The 21,667-nt window shown below is 56.1% G+C and carries 24 protein-coding genes, 2 tRNA genes and 1 riboswitch; of the genes, 13 read left to right on the top strand and 13 right to left on the bottom strand.

Annotation, left to right across the window (positions count from 1 at the left end):
* The first annotated feature begins 100 nt into the window (after positions 1–100).
* Positions 101–775: a 5-formyltetrahydrofolate cyclo-ligase gene (locus AUP42_RS16090; protein WP_062952613.1), complete on the top strand. Its 675-nt coding sequence runs from the start codon at positions 101–103 to the stop codon at positions 773–775.
* Between the two features lie 5 nt (positions 776–780).
* Here AUP42_RS16090 and thpD read toward each other — a convergent pair whose 3' ends face one another.
* The 3 genes from thpD to AUP42_RS16075 all read right to left on the bottom strand — a co-directional run bounded on the left by thpD (position 781) and on the right by AUP42_RS16075 (position 2,153).
* Entirely contained in the window at positions 781–1,692 is a 912-nt protein-coding gene (thpD, locus tag AUP42_RS16085; protein WP_062952612.1) for an ectoine hydroxylase, read from the bottom strand.
* Between the two features lie 229 nt (positions 1,693–1,921).
* Positions 1,922–1,995 (bottom strand) — tRNA-Gln (locus AUP42_RS16080).
* An 84-nt stretch (positions 1,996–2,079) separates the two neighbouring features.
* Positions 2,080–2,153 (bottom strand) — tRNA-Gln (locus AUP42_RS16075).
* A gap of 240 nt (positions 2,154–2,393) precedes the next feature.
* Here AUP42_RS16075 and AUP42_RS16070 point away from each other — a divergent pair.
* The 6 genes from AUP42_RS16070 (at position 2,394) to AUP42_RS16045 (ending at position 9,790) form a co-directional block, all read left to right on the top strand.
* Complete coding sequence (locus tag AUP42_RS16070; RefSeq protein ID WP_231858315.1) at positions 2,394–3,572, top strand: Ppx/GppA phosphatase family protein; 1,179 nt, start codon at positions 2,394–2,396, stop codon at positions 3,570–3,572.
* A 59-nt stretch (positions 3,573–3,631) separates the two neighbouring features.
* On the top strand, positions 3,632–4,438 hold the full coding sequence (locus AUP42_RS16065) for an RlmE family RNA methyltransferase (protein ID WP_062952610.1): 807 nt from the start codon (positions 3,632–3,634) through the stop codon (positions 4,436–4,438).
* A 278-nt stretch (positions 4,439–4,716) separates the two neighbouring features.
* Positions 4,717–5,241 (top strand): PAS domain-containing protein, encoded by a 525-nt coding sequence (locus AUP42_RS16060; RefSeq protein WP_062952609.1) that lies wholly within the window; start codon positions 4,717–4,719, stop codon positions 5,239–5,241.
* A 13-nt stretch (positions 5,242–5,254) separates the two neighbouring features.
* Positions 5,255–6,544 (top strand): methyl-accepting chemotaxis protein, encoded by a 1,290-nt coding sequence (locus AUP42_RS16055; RefSeq protein WP_062952608.1) that lies wholly within the window; start codon positions 5,255–5,257, stop codon positions 6,542–6,544.
* Positions 6,545–6,787: 243 nt separating this feature from the next.
* Positions 6,788–8,254 carry an IMP dehydrogenase gene (guaB, locus tag AUP42_RS16050; protein ID WP_062952607.1) on the top strand — a complete coding sequence of 489 codons (1,467 nt, stop codon included), beginning with the start codon at positions 6,788–6,790 and terminating at the stop codon, positions 8,252–8,254.
* Between the two features lie 198 nt (positions 8,255–8,452).
* Positions 8,453–9,790: an RsmB/NOP family class I SAM-dependent RNA methyltransferase gene (locus AUP42_RS16045; RefSeq protein ID WP_062952606.1), complete on the top strand. Its 1,338-nt coding sequence runs from the start codon at positions 8,453–8,455 to the stop codon at positions 9,788–9,790.
* Positions 9,791–9,984: 194 nt separating this feature from the next.
* Here AUP42_RS16045 and AUP42_RS16040 read toward each other — a convergent pair whose 3' ends face one another.
* Positions 9,985–10,332, bottom strand: coding sequence for a hypothetical protein (locus AUP42_RS16040; protein ID WP_062952605.1), 348 nt, complete (start codon positions 10,330–10,332; stop codon positions 9,985–9,987).
* 302 nt (positions 10,333–10,634) lie between these two features.
* On the opposite strand from AUP42_RS16040, the gene guaA reads away from it, so the two are divergent.
* The gene (guaA, locus tag AUP42_RS16035; RefSeq protein WP_062952604.1) at positions 10,635–12,188 is read left to right on the top strand and encodes a glutamine-hydrolyzing GMP synthase; all 1,554 of its coding nucleotides are present in this window, start codon (positions 10,635–10,637) and stop codon (positions 12,186–12,188) included.
* Between the two features lie 66 nt (positions 12,189–12,254).
* Here guaA and AUP42_RS16030 read toward each other — a convergent pair whose 3' ends face one another.
* The 8 genes from AUP42_RS16030 to AUP42_RS15995 all read right to left on the bottom strand — a co-directional run bounded on the left by AUP42_RS16030 (position 12,255) and on the right by AUP42_RS15995 (position 16,020).
* The gene (locus AUP42_RS16030; protein WP_062952603.1) at positions 12,255–12,455 is read right to left on the bottom strand and encodes a hypothetical protein; all 201 of its coding nucleotides are present in this window, start codon (positions 12,453–12,455) and stop codon (positions 12,255–12,257) included.
* A gap of 58 nt (positions 12,456–12,513) precedes the next feature.
* Positions 12,514–12,849 carry a zinc ribbon domain-containing protein YjdM gene (locus AUP42_RS16025; protein WP_062952976.1) on the bottom strand — a complete coding sequence of 112 codons (336 nt, stop codon included), beginning with the start codon at positions 12,847–12,849 and terminating at the stop codon, positions 12,514–12,516.
* Positions 12,850–12,951: 102 nt separating this feature from the next.
* The gene (locus AUP42_RS16020; RefSeq protein ID WP_062952602.1) at positions 12,952–13,362 is read right to left on the bottom strand and encodes an MAPEG family protein; all 411 of its coding nucleotides are present in this window, start codon (positions 13,360–13,362) and stop codon (positions 12,952–12,954) included.
* A 116-nt stretch (positions 13,363–13,478) separates the two neighbouring features.
* Positions 13,479–14,243: an SDR family NAD(P)-dependent oxidoreductase gene (locus AUP42_RS16015; protein ID WP_062952601.1), complete on the bottom strand. Its 765-nt coding sequence runs from the start codon at positions 14,241–14,243 to the stop codon at positions 13,479–13,481.
* Positions 14,244–14,336: 93 nt separating this feature from the next.
* Complete coding sequence (locus tag AUP42_RS16010) at positions 14,337–14,549, bottom strand: helix-turn-helix domain-containing protein (protein ID WP_062952600.1); 213 nt, start codon at positions 14,547–14,549, stop codon at positions 14,337–14,339.
* Positions 14,549–15,088 carry a DUF2975 domain-containing protein gene (locus AUP42_RS16005; RefSeq protein WP_062952599.1) on the bottom strand — a complete coding sequence of 180 codons (540 nt, stop codon included), beginning with the start codon at positions 15,086–15,088 and terminating at the stop codon, positions 14,549–14,551. Before AUP42_RS16005 ends, AUP42_RS16010 begins: the two co-directional genes overlap by 1 nt.
* 280 nt (positions 15,089–15,368) lie before the next feature.
* A complete protein-coding gene (locus AUP42_RS16000) occupies positions 15,369–15,641 on the bottom strand; it encodes a hypothetical protein (RefSeq protein WP_062952598.1) in 273 nt (90 codons plus the stop codon).
* A 115-nt stretch (positions 15,642–15,756) separates the two neighbouring features.
* Positions 15,757–16,020, bottom strand: a complete 264-nt coding sequence (locus AUP42_RS15995) for a hypothetical protein (RefSeq protein WP_062952597.1) — start codon at positions 16,018–16,020, stop codon at positions 15,757–15,759.
* Between the two features lie 133 nt (positions 16,021–16,153).
* Between AUP42_RS15995 and AUP42_RS15990 the strand changes: the two genes are divergently transcribed.
* The 4 genes from AUP42_RS15990 to AUP42_RS15975 all read left to right on the top strand — a co-directional run bounded on the left by AUP42_RS15990 (position 16,154) and on the right by AUP42_RS15975 (position 18,433).
* Positions 16,154–16,615: an ArsR/SmtB family transcription factor gene (locus tag AUP42_RS15990; protein WP_062952596.1), complete on the top strand. Its 462-nt coding sequence runs from the start codon at positions 16,154–16,156 to the stop codon at positions 16,613–16,615.
* A gap of 92 nt (positions 16,616–16,707) precedes the next feature.
* Positions 16,708–16,923, top strand: a riboswitch (cobalamin riboswitch).
* Between the two features lie 31 nt (positions 16,924–16,954).
* Positions 16,955–17,128 carry a CbtB domain-containing protein gene (locus AUP42_RS15985; RefSeq protein ID WP_062952595.1) on the top strand — a complete coding sequence of 58 codons (174 nt, stop codon included), beginning with the start codon at positions 16,955–16,957 and terminating at the stop codon, positions 17,126–17,128.
* 3 nt (positions 17,129–17,131) lie between these two features.
* Entirely contained in the window at positions 17,132–17,830 is a 699-nt protein-coding gene (locus tag AUP42_RS15980) for a CbtA family protein (RefSeq protein ID WP_062952594.1), read from the top strand.
* Between the two features lie 78 nt (positions 17,831–17,908).
* Positions 17,909–18,433: a hypothetical protein gene (locus tag AUP42_RS15975; RefSeq protein ID WP_062952593.1), complete on the top strand. Its 525-nt coding sequence runs from the start codon at positions 17,909–17,911 to the stop codon at positions 18,431–18,433.
* Here AUP42_RS15975 and AUP42_RS15970 read toward each other — a convergent pair whose 3' ends face one another.
* Positions 18,434–18,805 (bottom strand): DUF1636 family protein, encoded by a 372-nt coding sequence (locus AUP42_RS15970; protein WP_231858314.1) that lies wholly within the window; start codon positions 18,803–18,805, stop codon positions 18,434–18,436. It abuts the gene before it with no gap.
* Between the two features lie 199 nt (positions 18,806–19,004).
* On the opposite strand from AUP42_RS15970, the gene AUP42_RS15965 reads away from it, so the two are divergent.
* Complete coding sequence (locus tag AUP42_RS15965) at positions 19,005–21,428, top strand: heavy metal translocating P-type ATPase (RefSeq protein WP_062952592.1); 2,424 nt, start codon at positions 19,005–19,007, stop codon at positions 21,426–21,428.
* Positions 21,429–21,667 lie beyond the last annotated feature (239 nt).

The raw sequence follows: 21,667 nt of genomic DNA, 5'->3' as shown, positions 1-21,667 counted from the left end.
GTTAACGCGCCGGTCTCCGGCGCGTTATTCGTTTCAGGACCATTTTTGCGATAGGATTGCTATCGCATCTTTTTCCCAAATCGCCATCAGGTTACGCCCCATGACCCGGATCATTTTGCCTGCCCCACCTGAAAAGCCTGACGATATTGCTATATCCGGGTGGCGAAAGGCGGTGCGCAAACAACTTCTGGCGTGGCGAAGTCAAATGGATCCGGCGATTTACGTGGAACGATCGGCTGCCGTTTGCGCGGGACTTGCCGATATCCTTGCCGTGCGCCCCAACGCCACAATCGGTTTTTACTGGCCGATCCAAAACGAGGTCGACTTGCGTACTGTGGTTGCCGATCATATTGATCGCGGTGGAAAGGCCGCCTTGCCAGTCGTACCGGGCAAGGATCAGTCGATGGTCTTTCATGACTGGACACCGCAAACAGAAATGGCGCCCGGCTTTGCCCGAATTCCTGAACCGGTCGGAACGGCGGTCGTGCCTGTCCATGTCATGATCGCGCCATTGGTCGGGTTTGATGGCCGTGGTTACCGTTTGGGATATGGTGGCGGGTTTTTTGATCGGACACTTGCCGCGATGGCGGTTCGTCCACTTGTCATCGGTGTCGGATTTGAAGCGACGCGCATCGCTGACATCTTTCCGCACGAATATGACATTCCGGTCGATATCATCCTGACCGAGGCGGGCATGCGACCGATAAGCGAAAAGGCCACCAGCGATATCAACAGGGCGGAAGGATCATCACCGCCCTGTTTTCTGTCATCCTGATCGGGTTATTCGGCGGCCCGTATTTTGTGCCTGCCGGTCCGTACCGGAACAATATCTTTGCGCGTTGCCAGAAAGTTCGGGCGTGGCTTCGTACCGCCAAATGGCGCAACCAGCCGGTTTGACATCGCATTATAAACGAAAAACAGGTTCGATCGCGGGTAGGGGGTAATGTTGTTGCCTGACCCGTGCAATGTATTGCAGTCGAAGATCAAAACCGAACCGGCCGGGCCGACCGGCGCGACAATCCCGTTCTCGTCGACCATCTGCGACAGGTTATCCTGATCAGGAGTGCCGATTTCCTGTATTTTCAACGAGCTTTTATAGTTCTGGTCGGGCGTTTCCCCGACGCAGGAAATGAACTGCTTATGCGATCCCGGGATCAGCATCAGTGGGCCATTATGGGCCGAGTTATCGGTCAATGTGATTGACATCGAAAAGGCACGCATGCGCGGCATGCCGTCTTCGGTGTGCCAGGTTTCAAAATCCGAATGCCAGAAAAATTCCTTGCCCTTGAAAGCCGGTTTGAAATTGACCCGCGATTGATGAATGTAAACATCGTCATTCAGGAAATGTTCGGCAATCGCGACCAGCCGGTCATCGGATATCAGGCGCGCGAACACGTCACTTTTATCATGGACGCGGAAAACGCTGCGCACTTCGTTGCTGCCGGGCTCTGAAACAACCTCGTCATCGGTCGGATCCGAATTTTCAACCTGATCGGCTTCACGGCGCAGCTGCGCGACCTCTTTTTCGCTGAAAACATTTTTCAGAAACAGAAAGCCGTTCTTTTCGTAAAATTTCTCATCCTCGGCCGAGATCATCGGGCAATGGTCCTTGTCGGACCAGATTACCGGATCAACACGATCGATGATTGTCGGACGGGAAGAGTGTCGGGATCGGTACATATCGGTAAGCATCTCATGCTCCTTTGTTGCCAAATGTGCATTTGCTGCCTGTGATTTGTCACAGATCGTATGACCACCAACGTAAAACGCGGTGGCTGGTTCCCCTTAAAGGCAAAATATCTCGTCATCCGGTCGGGAATTGTCTGCCGATGCCGGAAAATGACTGTTGTGCCAAAGGCGACAATCAGCGTGCCTTGCCACACGAAAAATCAAAAATCTTGGAGTGGGAGGGGGAGAAAGATGGCTGGGGAACCTGGACTCGAACCAGGACTAGCGGAGTCAGAGTCCGCGGGTCTACCATTAACCTATTCCCCAGCAGGGGTATGTTTGGTGTGATTTTCTGATCGGTCCGAAATGGCTGGGCCGTACATCACCAAAGCTTGCAAGGCAAGCAAAGGCTGGCTGGGGAACCTGGATTCGAACCAGGACTGACGGAGTCAGAGTCCGTAGGTCTACCGTTAACCTATTCCCCAACAGAGCCTTGAACGCCGTGTGGCGTGGGCCGCTATTTATAAAACCGGTGGCACTTTGGCAAGACCTTTTTTCCCCGCCATGTGGTCAGACGCACACGCCTATGTGTTAAATGCATACGGGATTTGCCTTGTGCTACATTGTCGGTAAACTCATATGGATGATTCGCAAGACCGTCATATAAATGTCGTCTTGATGTGATCATTGGATTGGCATGTAACAGGCAAGGCAGGTTTACAAAGGTGAAACAGGTATCTCCCCATAGCGACACGCACAGGGCCATCCGCCCTGATGGCGGTGCTGCCATGGTCGGAAGTGCCGTAATGGATGCGCCGTCAGCGGCGGCATCTTCAGGCCTGTCTGGTGACAGTCTGGTTGCAGAACGCCCTGTAACTACCGCGACCAGCCATCCCCCGCTTTATGCCGCCATTGATCTGGGTAGTTCGAACTGCCGTTTGCTGGTGGCGCGCCCGTGCAATGACGGTTTCAAGGTGATTGATGCCTTTTCACGCGTTGTACGCCTTGGCGAAGGTGTCCGCGAAAAGGGATATCTTTGTCAGGCGGCGATGGATCGTGCGATTGACGCGTTAAAGGTCTGCTCAAAGAAACTGCGCAAACATCCTGGTGCAAAGCTGCGGGCGGTGGCGACCGAAGCCTGCCGTACCGCTGAAAACCGTGCCGAATTTGTTCAGAAGGTTTTTGAAGAAACCGGTATCGAACTTAAAATCATCAATCCGGATGAAGAAAGCCGTCTCGCTCTTCAGGCCTGCTCGGCCTTGCTTGATGAACGCCCCTATGCGGTGGTGTTTGACATTGGTGGTGGCAGTACGGAAATCTGCTGGATCAAGGTCGATAATATGGGCCAGACCCAGTGTATCGAAACGCTTTCGATGCCGTGCGGGGTTCTGTGTCTGACCGAACGTTATGCCGGCATCGAACAGCGCCGCGAACGGTTCGAGGCGATGCGCACCGAAATCCGTGACCGGCTTCGTGATTTCGCCAGCCGCAATTGCTGCTCGGACATTCTTGACGACGGCAAGGTACAGATGGTTGGTACATCGGGCACCGTGACCACATTCTGCGGTATCGCGCTTGGTCTTGAACGGTATGAACGTCACAAGGTCGACGGGTCGGATCTGCGGTTCGATGATGCGGAACGCGTCACCGAATTGCTGCTGCGCATGGAAGCCGACAAGCGCAAAGGCCATCCCTGTATTGGCAATCAGCGGGCTGAACTGATGGATGCGGGGGCGGCGATCTTTGCCGCGATTCGCGATATCTGGCCTTTGGCGACGCTGAAAGTGGCTGATCGTGGCCTCCGCGAGGGAATATTGGTCGATTTGATGCGCGCGGATGGTCATGCTATTGACCCGTGCGACGCGCGACGTCATACAGTGTCCCATATTTCGGCCAATCCATGATCGGCATCACGCCATCGGATCGTACTGGCCTTTAACACGTTTCAGTTCAGGTAAAGAACATGACCGACAATAGCAGCGGAAAAGGCGGGACGCGCCGCCGCAAGGGTTCAGCCATTGCCGCGATCGATACCGGCGCACGGCGCGGGCTTCGGACTCGTGTCAAAAGTGCGAAGGGGCGCAAGATTTCCTCGACCCGCTGGCTCGACCGGCAGTTGAACGATCCCTATGTGCAGGAAGCCAAGCGCCTTGGCTATCGTTCGCGCGCCGCCTTCAAGCTGATTGAAATCAACAACCAGTTTGACTTGCTACGTCCGGGCATGCGCATTGTCGACCTTGGGGCGGCACCGGGCGGCTGGACGCAGGTTGCGGTTGATATGGTCGGGTCGAAACAGGGCCGTGGCCAGGTCGTCGGTCTTGATATCCTTGAATGGGAAGGGCTTCCCGGCGCGACCTGTCTGCAGGCGGATTTCCTTGATCCAGCGGCCCCTGACATGATCAAGCAGGCCCTTGACGGGCCGGTTGATGCGGTGATTTCCGATATGTCGCCCGAAACCACCGGCCATCGCCAGACCGACCATATCCGTATTATTGATCTGGTCGAACATGCCCTGCTGTTTGCCGAGGAAGTCCTTGCACCGGGCGGCATTTTCATCGCCAAGGTGTTTAAGGGCGGCACGGAAAATGACCTTTTGAACCGGGTTAAAAAGAATTTCCGCGTTTCCAAGCATGCCAAGCCGCCGGCATCGCGCCCGGAAAGCCCGGAAGCCTATCTGATCGCTACCGGATTCCGCGGGCAGAACAATGCCGCTGATGACATTGCCAATGCAGAGTTGCGAAAAGATGATGGCTGGTCACCGGTCGAATAAAATACCCGAACGGTAAAATGCAAAGCGCGCCAGAAGATCGGCGCGCTTTTTTATTTGCAAAAATTCATATCCGTACCGTTGGGGTTGTATCGGCTGCGAAATATTCATGAACCCAATTGCGCTAAGTCAAGAAGTACCCCGCTGGCATAATCTATACATTGGTCTAGCAAATAGTCTCCGCACCGGATGAAACTGACGCAAAACTGCGCGCCCCGGGCGGGGTTTCGCTATGTCAGGATCGGTTGTGGGACCATTGATCCTTAAACGGGGTGCAATTCATGAAACAGGATCAGCTTTTTCTGACCGGTGTTGAACGTCATTTTGGTGATAATGAAATTATCGTCAGCAAGACCGACACCAAGGGGCGTATCACCTACGCAAATGACGTCTTTCTGCGGGTCGCAGGATATCGTGAAAAGGATATTCTGGGGCAACCGCACAGCATTATCCGTCATCCGGATATGCCGCGCTGCGTGTTCGCCTTGTTGTGGGACACGATTTCCAAGGGGCGCGAGATTTTTGCCTATGTGATCAACCGCTCGGCAAATGGTGATCATTACTGGGTTCTGGCCAATGTCACGCCGACTTTCGGGCCAAACGGTAACATCATTGGCTATCATTCAAACCGTCGGGTGCCGCGCCGCGAAGCAGTCGAACAGGTTATTCCGCTTTATGCCGATCTTCGTGCCGAAGAAGAACGCGAACGCAATCGCAAGGACGGCATGGCGCGCAGTGCGCAAAAACTTGGCAACCTCCTGGGGCAGGCAGGCATCGACTATGATCAGTTTGTTTTCACTCTCTAATCTGCGACGGATTTTGATTTCTGGCCTGGTTCTGGCCTTTGGGCTGATCGCTACTCTTCTGTTGGCACCAACCCATGCACCGCTTGTTTCCGTGATTGCGATTATCGGCCTTCTCGTACTGGCTTTGATTGGCACTGTTGCCATTACCCGCCACAAGCGGATCATTGATGAACTGCACGATATCGTCCATGACGCTGCCGATGGGAAAATGGGTGTCAGGGTCAATAATCGTCAAACGCAGGGTTATCTTGCGCCCTTGCAAAATGCGGTGAACCAGCTGCTTGACCTGACCGAGGCGTTCGCCAAGGAAGCAGCAGGGGCCATGGGCCACGCGTCGCGCGGATCCTATTATCGCAAAATCCTGCCCAAGGGATTGCGTGGTGATCTGATCGGCTATGCCGGAACAGTCAATGCCGCCCTTGATGCCATGTCTGAAAAGACCAGAAGCTTTACCTATAGTGCGGGGCGAATTGGCGAAGATATCCAGTCAGTCGTCGGTTCGGTATCAAGCAGCGCAAAACAGCTTAGCGACAGTTCCGATTTCCTGTCCCGGCAGGTCAGCCGCATCGCCGAACAGGCCAATGATATGCGTCTTGCCGCCGACGACAGCACTGAGGCCCTGAACGGCATCGCGGCTGCCACCGAACAATTCAGTGCATCCATCCGTCAGATCGGTGCACAGATCAATGGTTCGGCCGAACTGGCCGAGGCAGCGGTCAGCCGGGCCCGCGTTGCAGATGATCACATCACGCGCCTTGATGACATGGCGCTTCGTGTGACCAAGGTGGTTGAACTGATCACCGATGTTGCCGATCAGACCAATCTTCTGGCGCTGAACGCCACGATTGAGGCCGCCCGTGCGGGTGAAGCAGGCAAGGGATTTGCCGTGGTCGCGACCGAGGTCAAAAACCTGGCGTCCCAGACATCGCGTGCCGCCGAACAGGTGATTGGTGAAATCGGTGAAATGCAATCCATGACCCGTGAAGCGGTTTCATCGGTGCGCGAGATCAATGAAAAGATCAGCGAGATTGATAGTGGTGCCCGTCTGGTTGCCGAGGCCGCCCGCGAACAGACCGAAGTTGTCGGTGCCATCAGTGACCGGATCGATCAGGCGGTTCGACGGATGCAGACCATTGCGGCGATCCTCGCCGACGTCGCCAGCGGCACGACCGAGTCCGGTTCTGTCGTCCTGCAGCTTCATAGCGAGGCGACAAATCTTCTGGGGCAGGCCGATTCACTGGATGGCGATGTGCGCCGGTTTATCGACAAGGTGCTGAAGGTTCCGGATGCTGCGCCCGCGTAAAACAGGGGCAGGGCGGCTTTCGCGATTGCGGCAAAAGCTTGCTATGCCTTGCGAAACAGCGGCATGATCCGGGCATGAAAAAGGGACTGCGCCAGATAGCAGTCCCATCTACCAGTTTCTAACGGAACTGCCCGGATAATGCAGCAATAAAATAACAGGGCTGCTATGGGCGCAGAAAACTTGGCATAAAGGCCATAACGTGTATAAGTTCCGCGCCAACTCAGATTAACGAGGTGGCCCCATATGACCCGCATTGCAGAAGCCCTGACGTTTGACGACGTTTTGATCAAACCCGCCGCCAGCGAAGTGCTGCCGGCACAGGTGCAGACCAACACCCGCATTACCAAAAATATCGACCTGCGCATTCCGCTTCTGTCGTCCGCAATGGACACGGTGACCGAAAGCCCGATGGCGATTGTTATGGCGCAGCATGGTGGTATGGGGGTCATTCACAAGAACCTCGATATCGCACAGCAGGCCGAAGAAGTTCGCCGCGTAAAGAAATTTGAATCCGGTATGGTCGTCAACCCGATCACCATCCACCCGGATCAGACGCTGGCCGATGCGCTGGACCTGATGGACATCAACCACATTTCCGGTATTCCGGTTGTTGAACGCGCCAGCAACAAGCTGGTCGGCATTCTGACCAACCGTGATGTGCGTTTTGCATCCAACCGTTCGCAGCCGGTTTCCGAACTGATGACCCACGAAAATCTGGTCACGGTGACGGAAAACGTCGACACCGAAGAAGCCAAGAAACTTCTCCACCAGCACCGGATTGAAAAGCTTCTGGTGGTTGACGAAGCCTATCGCTGCACCGGCCTGATCACGGTCAAGGATATCGAAAAAGCCAAACTGCACCCGAATGCTTGCAAGGACGAAAGCGGTCGCCTGCGTGTTGCTGCGGCAACCGGTGTCGGCGAAAGCGGCTTTGAACGCGCAATGGCGCTGGTCGAGGCCGGTGTTGACGTTCTGGTCATCGATACCGCGCACGGCCATTCGGCCGGTGTGATCAAGGCAGTCGAATATATCAAATCAAAGATCGGCAATACCCAGATCATCGCCGGTAACGTTGCCACCCCCGAAGCGGTAAAGGCACTGGCCGAAGCCGGTGCGGATGCGGTCAAGGTCGGCATCGGTCCGGGGTCGATCTGCACCACTCGTATTGTTGCCGGTGTCGGTGTCCCGCAATTGACGGCAATTCTTGAATGCGCGGAAATCGGTCACAAGCTTGACGTTCCGATCATCGCTGATGGTGGCATCAAGTTTTCGGGTGACATTGCCAAGGCAATGGCTGCGGGTGCCAGCACCTGCATGGTTGGCTCGCTTCTGGCCGGTACCGACGAAGCCCCGGGCGAGGTCATTCTTTATCAGGGCCGTTCGTACAAATCCTATCGCGGTATGGGCTCGGTCGGTGCCATGGCACGCGGGTCGGCAGACCGTTACTTCCAGCAGGACGTTCAGGATAACCTGAAACTCGTCCCCGAAGGCATCGAAGGCCGCGTTCCTTACAAGGGCCCGGCTGGTCAGATCATCCATCAGATGGTTGGCGGTCTTAAGGCATCGATGGGCTATACCGGTTCGGCAACGCTTGCCGATTTCCGCGAACGGGCTCAGTTTGTCCGCATCACCAATGCGGGCCTTCGCGAAAGCCATGCCCATGACGTGACCATCACCCGCGAAGCCCCGAACTATCGGCCGGGTAACTAATCGGGGCACGCTGATCAATTGGCTGGGCTGCCTTGCGCGTGTCGCTGTTGGCGAATGGCCCAACCCGTGATATCAGCGGGCACAAATTTCAGGTGACGGCAGGCAATCCTGCCGTCATCGCCTTTTTTATCGTATGGTGTTCGGGCAATTCCCATATCGGGACAGGAACATCACACTCAGACAGGTTGGACATTCGTTTTGAAACCCGGTGCACGTATCGCGGCTGTCATTGAACTTTATGATGGCTGGACCCAGACCAGAGACGACGCAGACCGCGTCATTTCCGGCTATTTTGGCAATCGCCGTTATATCGGTGGTGGCGATCGTCGCGAGATCAGCGAACGTTTCTATAACCTGATCCGTCATCAGGCGCGTCTGGGCTGGTGGCTTGCCGAATGCGGATACGAGTTTCAGGACGGTCGTGCGCGCATGATCGCCGAACTGGTTTTGCAGGATAACCGCAGTGCCGATGACATTTCCGACATGTTCAGCGGTGAACAGTTCTGCCCGAACCCGCTGCATCCGGCGGAAAAACATCTGATCAACAAGCTGACCGGTAAAACCCTTGACCATGACGGGCAGCCGGGCGCAGTCAAAACCGAATTGCCGAAATGGCTTTATGCCGAGCTGCTAAAGCTCCATCACGAAAACCTTCCGGCGGAAATGGCGGCCTATAATCAGCCCGCCAAGCTTGATCTGCGCGTCAACCGCCTGCGTGGCACGGTCGAGGACGCCATCAAATCGCTTCAGGCCGATGGCATCCACAATATCGAAAAACTTCCTTATGCGCCCAATGGCCTGCGGTTGCCGCTTGGCGTCAATATGCTGGTCACGGCGGCCTATAAGGACGGTCTGATCGAAATCCAGGACGAAGCATCGCAGATTTGCGTGCGTCTGGTCGATGCCAAGCCGGGCATGCATATCCTTGATATGTGTGCGGGCGGTGGCGGCAAGACGCTTGGCATGGCATCTGACATGCGCGGCAAGGGCCGTATCCTTGCCTGCGATACCCATGGCGGTCGTCTGGATAATTCGCGCAAGCGTGCCAAACGTGCCGGTGCCGGGGACTGCATCCAGCAGCGCATCATTTCCGATGAGCGTGATAGCTGGCTTCGCAATAAATCCGGTTTCTTTGATCGTGTTCTGCTTGATGTTCCCTGTTCGGGGCTTGGCACCCTGCGCCGCAACCCGGCGCTGCGCTGGCGCATTGGGCAGCGCGATATTCGCACGCTGATGGCAAACCAAAGCAAGATTTTGAAGGCCGGTGCGGCAAAGGTCACCAAGGGCGGGCGTCTGATTTACGCGACGTGTTCGATCATGCCCGAAGAAAACGAACGCCTGATCGAAACCTTCATGCGTGATCGCAAGGATTTCCGGCCGGTCCCGATCAGTGAAATCTGGCCCGACGCCCCGAAATCCGTTCCGGTCCCCGGTGGCAAGGACAAGCCGTGGCTTCGCCTGTCGCCGAACGAGCATGGCACGGACGGTTTCTTTGTTGCGGTGTTTGAACGCACAGCCAAAGGCAAGGTGAAATAATGACAATGGCGGCCATGGTCATCGCAAACAACCCGATGTCCGATGCCGCCCTTGGTCTGCTTGCAAACTGTAAAATTGCGGCAAGAAAAATGGCCCTGTCCCGAATGGGGACAGGGCCAGTTCTTTTCACAAGTGCATTTTACCGTGAACGCTATGTGAAGATTGGATCTTCCACAGTTTACCCGGCCGGTTTTTTATTCCGTCTTGGGGGTAGCTTCGCCACCGGTGGTGCCGCCATCATCCTGCGGCATCAGTTCCAGCGGGCTGCTATCTTCGCCTGCATTGCCATCAAGACCCTTCATGCCCGGGACTTCCTGATTGTTGTCCGGCAGGACGGTGTTCGGCGCTTCGCCGGTTTCGGCTGCCGGGGCATCAGGTGCCGGGGTCATGGTATCGCTGTTCTCGGTACCTGTTTCAGTGCCAAACAGCGACGCCGGGTTATTGCTCTCGGACTGGGTCATCGCAATGGCCGTTGCCGCACCAGCGACCAGAAGAAGGCCAGCGACGGCAAGCGCGATTTTACTGCCTTTGTTCTGTGTCATTTGTCTGTGTCCCTTTGCATGGTCAAACTTGATTTGCTCATGATTTCTAATTTTGTCGGACGCGGTTATCTCCGTGCTCCGTTGGAAACCAAGTTACAGACGCATTGCGCAGGAAAAAGGGACCAATTGTGCTCTTTTCGGGGGCGTTCCGGCAGGAAAAGGCCGCAATTGTCCCCAAATGCCGGAATTCGGCATCAGAATTTCATGAATGCATCCCAAGGTAACCGTTTGCGCCGGGTTGCCGAGACGGATGGTTTGGCGTATGTACGGCGCAACCCCATACTCGACGGAGATACGGCCCGATGACAGATCGCGTGCTGATTATTGATTTTGGATCGCAGGTCACCCAGCTGATTGCACGCCGCGTGCGCGAAAGCGGCGTCTATAGCGAAATCCACCCCTTCAACAATGTCTCGGATGCTTTCCTTGACGAATACGCGCCCAAGGCCGTGATCCTGTCTGGTGGCCCGGCATCGGTCCATTGGGACAAGGCGCCCTCAGCCCCGGCAAAGGTCTTTGAACTTGGCGTGCCGGTGCTTGGCATCTGCTATGGTCAGCAGACTATGGTCAACCAGCTTGGCGGCAAGGTCGCAACGTCCGATCACCGTGAATTCGGTCGGGCCTTTGTCGATGTGATCGAAGACTGCGCGCTGTTCACCGGCATCTGGGCCGAAGGTGCACGCGAACAGGTCTGGATGAGCCACGGCGACCGCGTCGATGCCCTTCCTGACGGGTTCCGCGTTGTTGGCAAATCCGAAGGCGCACCGTTTGCTGCCATCGCCAACGACGACAAGAAATTCTATGCCGTGCAGTTCCACCCCGAAGTGGTCCACACCCCGCATGGTGCGCAGCTGCTTAAGAACTTCACGCATGGTGTTGCCGGTTGCTCTGGCGACTGGACGATGAACGCCTATAAAGACGACGCCATTGCCAAAATCCGCAAACAGGTCGGCGATGGCAAGGTCATTTGCGGTCTTTCAGGGGGCGTTGACAGCTCCGTCACCGCGGTTCTGATCCACGAAGCGATTGGCGATCAGCTGACCTGCGTGTTCGTTGATCATGGTTTCATGCGCTCGGGCGAAGCCGACCAAGTCGTCACCCTGTTCCGTGACCATTACAACATTCCGCTGGTCCATGTTGATGCCTCCGAAACCTTCATCGGTGCGATCGAAGGCGAAATCGATCCGGAAACCAAACGCAAAACCATTGGCCGCCTGTTCATCGAAGTGTTCGAAGAAGAGGCTAGGAAAATCGGTGGTGCTGATTTCCTTGCACAGGGGACCCTTTACCCGGACGTCATCGAAAGCGTGTCTTTCACCGGCGGCCCGTCGGTCACCATCAAATCGCACCACAATGTCGGCGGCCTTCCGGAACGCATGAACATGCAACTGGTCGAACCGCTGCGTGAATTGTTCAAGGACGAAGTCCGTGACCTTGGTCGTGAACTGGGTCTACCCGACAGCTTTGTCGGCCGTCACCCGTTCCCTGGACCGGGCCTTGCCATTCGTATCCCCGGCCAGCCGATCACGCGCGAAAAGCTCGATATCCTGCGCAAGGCCGATGCAATCTATCTCGAAGAAATCCGCAATGCCGGTCTTTATGACGCCATCTGGCAGGCCTTCGCGGTGCTGCTCCCGGTCCGTACCGTTGGCGTGATGGGCGATGGTCGTACCTATGACTATGCCTGCGCTTTGCGCGCGGTCACTTCGACCGACGGCATGACCGCCGACTTCTTCGCCTTCCCGCCGGAACTGCTTGGCCGCATCGCCAACCGGATCATCAACGAGGTCAACGGTATCAACCGCGTTACCTATGACTACACCTCGAAACCACCGGGAACGATTGAGTGGGAATAAGTTTTCCGATCACCGGAAACAACAAACGGCGCGTCCATTGGGCGCGCCGTTTTGTTTTGGGCTGTTTTAATAGCCCGGCCCATCCGAGCCGCAATCCCCTGTCGAATTGCATGCATTCGATAAAACCTGCTGAACACTGCGCTGCCAGTTAAAGGTCAGGCAGGAAGATAGTGACAGGGTCGCGACTATTGAGGCGATAAGGGCAAGGTGGCGCATGGTGGCCCCCGTTTCCTTCGGAAGTTTCAAGCCGGTATCAGACGACGACATTGTACCAGAACCCGGTCGCAATGTCGTCGGCGTATGGTTTGCGCGGCGAGGTCGGCAATCAGATCTTTTTGACGAATTCGGATTTAAGCTTCATCTGGCCAAATCCGTCGATCTTGCAATCGATATTGTGGTCGCCTTCGACAAGGCGGATATTCTTGACCTTGGTGCCGACCTTAAGTGGTTGTGACGCACCCTTGACCTTCAGATCCTTGATGATCGAAACCGTATCGCCATCGGCAAGGATATTGCCATTGGCATCCTTGTATTCGGTTTCGTCTCCGCCCGTTGCGGTTTGCTGCGACCATTCATGGGCGCATTCCGGGCAAATCAGCAATTCGCCATCTTCGTAGGTATAGGGCGACTGGCATTTCGGGCAGGGGGGCAGCGTGTTCACGGCAAATCCTTGGGTAAAAGCTTGATAAAGACCCACCCGTTCCGGTTTGGCCGCCTATCTCGTAACGCCCGAATTCCCGATTGTCGAGAGGTTGCGCCGATATTAGGTCCCAAATAATTGCGCGGCAAAGATCAGCATCGCAAACAGGCTGATAAAATAGGCAATGGAGCGCACGCCATTGATGCCCGGAAGGCGCGTGATCCCGGCAAAATAGAACCCGGCATGAGCAAGGCGTGCGATGGTAAAGACAACCGCACAGGTTACGGTGACAGTGTTTGAGATACCGATGGCGTGCGCGACCAGAACGATGATCGCAAACGGCACCAGGTTTTCCAGATGGTTCTGATGGGCACGAAGGCCGCGCGCGGCCAGGCCCTGCCGTTCGGGAAGGTTGTCGCGATTGCCCATCAGACGTTTGCCGCCGACCTGCCTGCCATAGGACCAGTTGTAAACCCAAGGAAACGCAAGGCAGATAAGGGCATTGAGAACGAGAAGGGCAAGTTCGATTGGCAAGGAAATACCTTTGAGTGGTGGCGTTTCCCTGCCATACGCAGGAAGAAGGGAAAGCGATCACACTTTTGCGCAATGAAGCTTGCACATTCAGCCAAAGGTGATCGCACTCAAAGTGATTATTCTTCGGCAGCCTTGCGAAGGGCCGGGAGCCCGACACCAGCCGTTTCAAACCCGCCATCGGCGGCGATCACCTGACCGGTAACGTAGCTCGCCTTGTCGGAGCACAGAAACGCAATCACTTCGGCGATCTCGCGTTCGCTGCCATACCGGCCAAGCGGCATGGCATCAAGATAGGCCGATATGATTTCCGGCGAATGCACGGCCATGGCAAGCTTGGTTTTGACCGGGCCGGGGCAGACGCAATTGGCCCGGACACCAAAATCGCCAAGCTCGATCGCCTGCTGTTTGGTCATGTGAATGACGGCCGCCTTCGATGTGCCATAGGCCACCCGAAGGGTCGATGCCCGAAGCCCGGAAATCGAGCCGATATTGACAATCGCACCCCTGGTCTGCTTGAGCGCTGGGATCGCCGCCTGCGAAACAAGAAAGGTCCCGTCAAGGTTGGTTTCCATGATCCGGCGCCACGCGCTGAAATCGGTTTCATGGATCGGCAGGAAATCGGCAACTCCGGCATTGTTGACAACCGCATCGATCTGTCCGAACTCGGTCAGGACCTCGTCGATCATCAGATCGACCTGCTCTGGGATCGATACGTCATATTCAAATGCCTTGGCATTTGCGATATCGCGACATGCGCTGCGAAGTTCCGCGCTGTCGCGGTCAATCATCGCAACCTGCCAGCCCAGTTCAATAAAAAGATGCGTGGTGGCAAGTCCGATGCCGCGTGCGGCACCTGTTACGAGGGCAACCTTGTTTTCCATTCACGTCTTCCCTGATAACAGCCGTTAAACAGGCTGCCTTGTTTCTTATGAAGGACGGCCCCGTTTTAACCGGGCCGTCATGATCACAAGAGCTTACAGGTCGTCGGCAACGAATTCCAGAAGATCACCGGGTTGGCAATCAAGTTCCCGGCAAATCGCGGCAAGTGTTTCAAACCGCACACCGCGCACCTTGCCTGATTTCAGAAGCGACAGGTTCTGTTCGCTCACCCCGATCCGGCTGGCAAGGTCCTTGGACTTCATCTTTCGCAGGGCAAGCATCACGTCAAGCCGGACAATGATCGCCATCAGACGAAGCTCCTGTTCTCGTCCTCGATCCGGGTGGCTTCTCCCAATACCCACGCAATCACCAAAAGCAACCCGCCCAGAAACAGGGTGCTGGCCTCGGCATCGCTGAGCCCGATAGACAGCATCCTTTCGCCTTCGGGGCGGGTAATAGTCGCCAGCACGGATGTCAGTGCGCCTGAAAGCGGCTTGATCAGGGTTTGCGCCATAAGGGCCACGGAAAATGCTTTCAGATGGGCAATCGGGGCAGGCTGGAAAATATGGTTTTCGGCAAAGGACAGGAACATCTTGCGCAACCGCCAAAGCCCATAGGCCATAACAAGTGTCGGCAGCATCATCGATGCCATCACGGCATATTTCTGCCAGCCGGAAAGGGCGCGCAATTCTTCAAGGCTGATGGTCATCTGGCTGGCGCTGGTATCGATCCAGCCATCCACATGCCAGATCAGCGGCACGAGGCAGATTTCAAAGACAACAGCGATAAGGCATACCCAGCCAAGAATGCGGCTGACAGTGCGGACATTTTTCAGGGTGTCGGACATGACGGGGTTCCATCCGGAAACATTCGGGTGACGTTTAAATAACGAATCGAATTTATTAATTAAAATAAAACATGAATTTTTTATCGAAATGAGTCAATCCGGATTTTTGCCCGTAACCGGGATTTGCGCGTCAGGCGGGCGACGCCCGGCCAAAATCCAGACAAAAAAACAGCCGGGGCGGTTGAAACACCCGGCTGTAGAAGGATGGCGGGGAGGGGAGGAAAACCCGCCAGGGAAGAGAGGGAGACGAAAAAGTCTGGCTGCTTCCAGCGCGGCGTCGTTAATGCCGTTCGGAAGAGATCATCGCATCCCAAGCTTCCTGCAAACGTTGCTTTGCTTCACGGAAACGCTGCAGGGGTTCTTGCGGGATATCACCGCTATGATCTTTTATCTCGCTCCAGGCGGCATCCATGTCATCCCACGCCTGAACAACCTCACTTGGAAGTTTTTCAAGGCCGCTTTCGGATTCCCTGCAATGTGCTGCAAGACCGAACTCCCAATCCTTGAATTCCTGATGGAGCTTGGCGTGCTCCGGAATGGGGCGGGCTGTCATGGGAGCCTCCTTTTGCTTTTCCAGACAGGTTCAATCTGGCGTGTAATCGTGTCATCGATTTGCAATGAAAAGGCGATTTTGGGGCATTTTAACCACAAGGCATAAAATCCCGGGCTTACTTGCCCGTCATATCGTTCCACGCCTTTTCAAGCTTTGCGGTTGCCTTGTGTAACTGCTCTGCAGTGGTGTTGCTTGCCGCATCACCTTCGGCCTTAAGCTTTTCCCATGCCTCATTCATCTCGTTATAGGGGCCGGTAATCTCTTTGGGCAGATTTCCGACCTGCATGTCGTTTTTCGCGCAGTAACCGGCCACATTCCGTTCCCAACTGTCACGGGACTGGCGCAGATTGAAAATGTCGAGTGCTGTTTGCTCTTGCATCGGTGCGTCTCCTTGCTCTGGTTGGCACTTTCGATGGTGTGTCATACCTGTAACGTTCCCCGTGGGGCGGAGTTCCATGCACGCAAACATCAAGTCCCCTTGCCAAGTGAAGCTGGGCATGGAAAATAGGGGGATGTCACAAAGCAAAACGAAATCCCGCAAGGTCGAAATTGCCTCGGCGCGTCCCGTGATCGCCGGGGCTGAAAACGGCAACGATTGTCAGGAATGCGATACTGCGGCACGTCTTGGCCTTTCCACCGAACAGGGCGAAGCCGTAACGCGTGACGCATCACGTGCAACAGGTCATAACCTGTCGTTACCCGATATCGAGGCAGCGGCAAAAATCTTTGCGCTTCTGGGGGATGCCGGGCGGCTGCAGCTTGTTCTGCGCTGCATGGAAAAACCGCAAACCGTCGGCGAACTGGCCGAGGCATCGGGCATGTCGCAATCCCTGACCAGCCATCACCTGCGTCAGTTGCGCGATCAGCGCATTTTGGCATCGGAACGAAACGGGCGTCATATCTTCTATCAGATTGATGACGAACATATTTCCCGTGTTGTTCGTGATGTCTTTGCCCATGTGACCCACGACTGAAATACGTCTTTTGCGTTGTCGTGAAATTGCCACATTCGACGAATGAACCCGCGTCGCGTCCGGTTTTCACATTGCGCTTGCGGGGAATTACCGTCATAAACGAACTGCTTGGTTTTTACCTGTCTGCTCGGGGCAGGTAAACGAAGAGGGAATTTGGAAGACCGTTTGTTTTGGCGGTCAAAGCCAAAGCCGCCCCCGCGACTGTATGCGGAAAGTGCCCGCCATCACGCCACTTGCGAAAGCAGGGAAGGTCGGCGACGCATGATGACCCGCAAGCCAGGAGACCTGCCAGGCATGGACCCGAACCGACTGTCGGGTGTGACAGCATAGGAGAAGTTTATGACCACGCAGACCGCGGCATTTGCCGCTTCAAAAAAATCGGTTCTTCTGCCGATCATCGTTTGTGCCGTTTTTGGCCTCGCGATCATCTTTGTGACCGGCCATGTTCAGGCTGAATTGTTGCACGATGCAGCACATGATGTGCGCCATGCAACCGGCTTTCCGTGTCACTGAGCCATGATGTCACGCATTTTCACCAGCGCATTGTTCGCTGGTGCTGCAGCAGGTCTTATTGCGGCCCTGCTTCAGCTTTATTTTGTGCAACCGGTTCTGTTGCATGCAGAGCTTTATGAAACGGGCGAGCTGGTTCATTTCGGCGGTGCTGCGGTTAGTGCACATCAGGATGTCGGCGGCATTGATCTTGTCCGCGACGGGTTAAGCGTCCTGTTCACCATGCTGGTCTATACCGGGTATGCGCTTATTCTGGTTGCAGCCATGGCGCTGGCTGAAAGCCGCGGTCACGAGGTCGCTGGTCGTCAGGGTATTATCTGGGGCATTGCCGGGTTCTTTATCGTTCATTTTGCACCGGGCTTTACCCTTGCACCTGAAGTGCCCGGTGTTGCAGCCGCAGACGTTTACGCACGGCAAGTCTGGTGGTTTGCCACCGTCGGGACGGCGGCAATTGCCGTCTGGCTGATTGCATTTGGTCGCAATTGGGTTTCGTGGGGGATTGCCGCAGTTCTGCTGCTTGCCCCCCATGTCATTGGCGCGCCGGAGCCCGATACCTTTACCGGGCCGGTACCGACTGAAATCGGGGCGCTTTTTGCTGCCCGTGCATTTGGTGTCGGTCTTGCTGCCTGGGTGCTGGTTGGCCTGTTTGCCGGATATTTCTGGCAACGCGAAGGACAACGGGCCGCACAGGCCCAGACCGCCTGATCGCGGTCAAAGTACGATCCTTTTCGGGCGTGCCACGGGCGCGCCCGATTTATTTTCAGGGTTTTCACGAGGAATAAAATGTCACGTTCACTTGCCCTTTTCGGGATCGGGCTGGTTTTCGGCGGGGGGATCGGTTTTCTGGTGGCGGCTGGTAACGGCATCACCCTTGACGGGCACGATCACGGCGATCCGATGGCGCATGGCGTTTCCGGACATGGTACCGCACACGGTGAAATGAAGATGGGGGCGGCACATGCCAGTCACGACGCCATTATTTCATTACCTGCGGGCGCTGATGCACCACGTCTTGATGTCGCGATGATACCGGACCCGGTCAGTGGCTGGAACCTGCAGCTAATGGTGCAGAATTTCCGGTTTGCCCCCGAACATGCCAGCAGCACGCATGTCCCGGGAGAAGGCCATGCCCATGTTTATGTTAACGGCACCAAGATCGCCCGTCTGTATGGCCCGTGGTTCCATATCGCAGAGCTTCCGGTGGGCGATAACGAGGTCACGGTAACGCTGACGGCCAATGACCACAGCCTGCTTGCCGTCGGCGATAAGCCGCTGCGTCAAACAATGGCTGTTTCGGTGGCACCTTAATCAAAGGGTCGGAATTCTGGCCTTAAGGCAAAAGCGAAGACGCCCGCAGCCGCGCGCGTCTTCGATCCATCCATCCGGGGCGTTCAGATATTCCCGGCAGGTGGCAATGATATCGTCAATGTCGTGACGCGCCGATAATCCTGCAAAAAGATAACTTGCCCGCCCGGTTCCCTGAAGTGCAACCGATGTCGGGTCGCTGCATGATCCCATGCAGTCAACCTGCGTGATTTCAAACGTTTCGGGCAATTCCGCCTGATCAAGTACCCTGCCTAATTGCCGCGCAAAACCATCCGCATCGACAAAATCCACCTTTGAGGCCGGATCAGCATCGGGTGCTGGCTGGCAGGTTTTGCAAATGACAATACGGGGCATCGGGCGGTTGGCCTTGGTTCTTAAATCGGGTGGTCACTATGGCTGCAGTGCTGGCGTAATTCATCAACTTTTTCGGGGCGTCGGGCATTGTGTGTGATAACATTCAAATCATGGTTTGAATGTTCTTGACTCCACAACATATGAATTGTTATTTGAATGCAATGCATGAATATAAATTTGAATGTTGGCGAGGTCCAGAATGTCCGTCATCGCAAAATGGGATCAATTCCCGGCCATTGGAAATTGTGAAAGCTGCAAGTCATCGCTGATTGCGGCTCTGAACGACGCCGTACCGGGGCAAAGCTTTGTTGCTGCCGCCGATGGCCTGCACGCGCAATCCGAACTGAGTGGCAGGGAACAGGGCACGGTTGACGATGTACTGGCCCGCCATCGCGACGGCATTTCGCATCGTCATTGGGCTGTATCGGGCATGGATTGCGGGTCCTGTGTGGCGAAAATCGAAACCGCGCTTTCCAAACGTGATGGCGTGCAATGTGTTGATGTATCGATGATGCGCGAAATGGTGACGCTGGGTCTTCGCGACGACAGTGCCGAAACGCGTTCCGATATCGGCACCATGCTGACCAAACTGGGTTATCCGGCAAAGGAAAAGGTAATTCCGGGGGCGGCGAAATCATCCGAAGCCGCTTGCTGCGCTGGCGGTTCCTGTGGTTCTGCCAATCCGGCTGCGACGGATAATGCCGCGTCGCAAGATACCGATGCCAATGACAAATCCCTGCTGCGCAAGCTGGCCCCTTGGCCGGAAGCCGGGGACGAAATTGCATGGGCGACGGTCTGGCTTGTGCTGGGCGGGCTGGTTAGCTGGCTGGTTCCGGTCACCGATGCTTATGCCATGTCCATTGCCTCGGTCATCGCGGCATTGCCGGTGATGAGAACGGCGTTCCGTCTGGCGGCAAGCGGCGCATTCTTTTCCATCGAACTGTTGATGAGTGTCGCGGTTCTTGGCGCGGTTGCAATCGGTGAAAGTCTTGAAGCCGGTATGGTCGTCCTGCTGTTTGCCATCGGCGAAAGCCTTGAAGGTGTTGCTGCGGGGCGGGCACGCAGCGGGGTTAAATCGCTGATGAAACTGGCCCCGGAAACCGCAAGGCGGGTTTCGGCATCGGGTAATGTGTTTGAAACGGTCGCCCCGTCCGCGCTTGCACTGAATGATATTGTCGAAGTCCGTCCAGGCGAACGTATTCCGGCCGACGGTGTCCTGATCGACGGGGCAGCCGAAATTGACAACAGCCACCTGACCGGTGAATCCGTTCCCGTCCCGTCCGAACCGGGGGACGAGGTTTTTGCCGGCGCCATTGTCACCGATCGGCCCGTCCGCCTGCAGGTGATCCGTGCGGCGGGGCAAACCATGCTGGATCGTGTGATCGAGCTGGTTGAACAAAGCGAAAAGCACAAGGCACCGGTCGAGCGTTTCGTTACCAAATTTGCTCGTATCTATACGCCAATCATCATGGCGCTTGCCGCCCTGACGGTTGTCATTCCGCCGGTCCTGTTCGGGCAGGGCTGGGAAGAATGGATCTATCGCGGGCTGGCCCTGCTTCTGATCGGCTGCCCCTGTGCCTTGGTGATCTCCACCCCGGCGGCGGTCACGTCGGCCCTGGCTCGTGCGGCCAGAATTGGTCTGCTGGTTAAAGGCGGTGCCGCGCTGGAGGCCATCGGGGCGGTTCGTACCATGGCGTTTGACAAAACCGGCACATTGACCGAAGGCAAGCCAAAGCTGACGGCAATGATGTCGGTGGGCGATATGGACGAAGATCGGCTGCTTGCGATTGCTGCTGCGCTTGAAACCGTGACCTCCCACCCGCTGGCAAAGGCAGTGGTTCATGCCGCAACGGAACAGAAACTTGATCTGCCGGAAATCACCGATGCGCGCACGATCGCCGGTGCCGGGGTCGAAGCCCGGATTGATGGCACGCTTTATCGCGTCGGGGCGGCCAAACGCCTTGATATTGAACCGGCTGCCAAAGTTGCCGATTGGCTTGCCGCACAGGAAGACGCCGGCAGCACGGCCGTTATTATCCTGCGCGATGGGGATGTCATTGGCGCACTTGCGCTGCGGGATACCGCGCGTGCGGATGCTAAGGATGCGCTTGCCAAACTGAACGCCTTGGGCATCAGCCCGGTGATGCTGACGGGCGATGCCGAACGCGTTGCCAAACGCATGGCGGGTGAACTTGGTATGGAATACCGGGCGCAGCTTCTGCCCGAAGACAAGCTGAACGTGCTGGCTGATTTGCGCAATGATCCGGCGCGGAAGGGGCCGATTGCCATGGTTGGTGATGGCATCAACGACGCCCCGGCACTGAAATCGGCGGATGTCGGCATCGCAATTGGCGGGGGCACCGACATTGCCCTTGAGGCTGCCGACGCGGTGGCGGTCAAGGACCGGCTGTCGGATGTCGTTAATCTGGTAAAGCTGTCCCGCACCACGCGCCGCGTGATCCGCGAAAATATCGGGTTGGCACTGGGGCTTAAGGCTGTCTTTCTGGTCACCAGCATCACCGGTCTGACGGGACTTTGGCTGGCGGTGATGGCCGATACCGGTGCAACCGTTCTGGTGACACTTAACAGCCTTCGTCTGCTGATCGCGCTGCGCAACCGCTGATCCCTCAGCCGCGCAAGCTACTCCAGAAAATTATCGAAAGTCGGCCGCTATTGCATCTCGTGATAGCGGCCGAATTCTTTTTTGCTACCTCGCGCGCGGCGACTCCCGATCTTCTCCGTGTTCGTGTTCGCCGTTTCGCGCAGAAATACTCGGAAAACGCCCTGCTCTGACGGGATGTGCAGGTCATCACTTCCATAAAAGTCCTCACATCAGATCGTCCGGGTGCCGGGGTCACTACA

This window comes from Thalassospira lucentensis, assembly GCF_001613805.1.
Taxonomy (GTDB): domain Bacteria; phylum Pseudomonadota; class Alphaproteobacteria; order Rhodospirillales; family Thalassospiraceae; genus Thalassospira; species Thalassospira lucentensis_A.
Note: the sequence above shows the minus strand (reverse complement) of the source record. Positions and strands in the feature narration are given on the sequence as shown.

Coding starts and splice junctions, on each gene's coding strand:
- AUP42_RS16005 (WP_062952599.1), bottom strand. CDS start 15,088: ATGTCCGACACCCTGAAAAATGTCCGCACTGTCAGCCGCATTCTTGGC.
- AUP42_RS15975 (WP_062952593.1), top strand. CDS start 17,909: ATGTCACGTTCACTTGCCCTTTTCGGGATCGGGCTGGTTTTCGGCGGG.
- AUP42_RS16000 (WP_062952598.1), bottom strand. CDS start 15,641: ATGACAGCCCGCCCCATTCCGGAGCACGCCAAGCTCCATCAGGAATTC.
- guaB (WP_062952607.1), top strand. CDS start 6,788: ATGACCCGCATTGCAGAAGCCCTGACGTTTGACGACGTTTTGATCAAA.
- guaA (WP_062952604.1), top strand. CDS start 10,635: ATGACAGATCGCGTGCTGATTATTGATTTTGGATCGCAGGTCACCCAG.
- AUP42_RS15990 (WP_062952596.1), top strand. CDS start 16,154: ATGTCACAAAGCAAAACGAAATCCCGCAAGGTCGAAATTGCCTCGGCG.
- AUP42_RS16030 (WP_062952603.1), bottom strand. CDS start 12,455: ATGTCGTCGTCTGATACCGGCTTGAAACTTCCGAAGGAAACGGGGGCC.
- AUP42_RS16090 (WP_062952613.1), top strand. CDS start 101: ATGACCCGGATCATTTTGCCTGCCCCACCTGAAAAGCCTGACGATATT.
- AUP42_RS15970 (WP_231858314.1), bottom strand. CDS start 18,805: ATGCCCCGTATTGTCATTTGCAAAACCTGCCAGCCAGCACCCGATGCT.
- AUP42_RS16065 (WP_062952610.1), top strand. CDS start 3,632: ATGACCGACAATAGCAGCGGAAAAGGCGGGACGCGCCGCCGCAAGGGT.
- thpD (WP_062952612.1), bottom strand. CDS start 1,692: ATGCTTACCGATATGTACCGATCCCGACACTCTTCCCGTCCGACAATC.
- AUP42_RS15965 (WP_062952592.1), top strand. CDS start 19,005: ATGTCCGTCATCGCAAAATGGGATCAATTCCCGGCCATTGGAAATTGT.
- AUP42_RS15980 (WP_062952594.1), top strand. CDS start 17,132: ATGATGTCACGCATTTTCACCAGCGCATTGTTCGCTGGTGCTGCAGCA.
- AUP42_RS16010 (WP_062952600.1), bottom strand. CDS start 14,549: ATGGCGATCATTGTCCGGCTTGACGTGATGCTTGCCCTGCGAAAGATG.
- AUP42_RS15985 (WP_062952595.1), top strand. CDS start 16,955: ATGACCACGCAGACCGCGGCATTTGCCGCTTCAAAAAAATCGGTTCTT.
- AUP42_RS16040 (WP_062952605.1), bottom strand. CDS start 10,332: ATGACACAGAACAAAGGCAGTAAAATCGCGCTTGCCGTCGCTGGCCTT.
- AUP42_RS16015 (WP_062952601.1), bottom strand. CDS start 14,243: ATGGAAAACAAGGTTGCCCTCGTAACAGGTGCCGCACGCGGCATCGGA.
- AUP42_RS15995 (WP_062952597.1), bottom strand. CDS start 16,020: ATGCAAGAGCAAACAGCACTCGACATTTTCAATCTGCGCCAGTCCCGT.
- AUP42_RS16060 (WP_062952609.1), top strand. CDS start 4,717: ATGAAACAGGATCAGCTTTTTCTGACCGGTGTTGAACGTCATTTTGGT.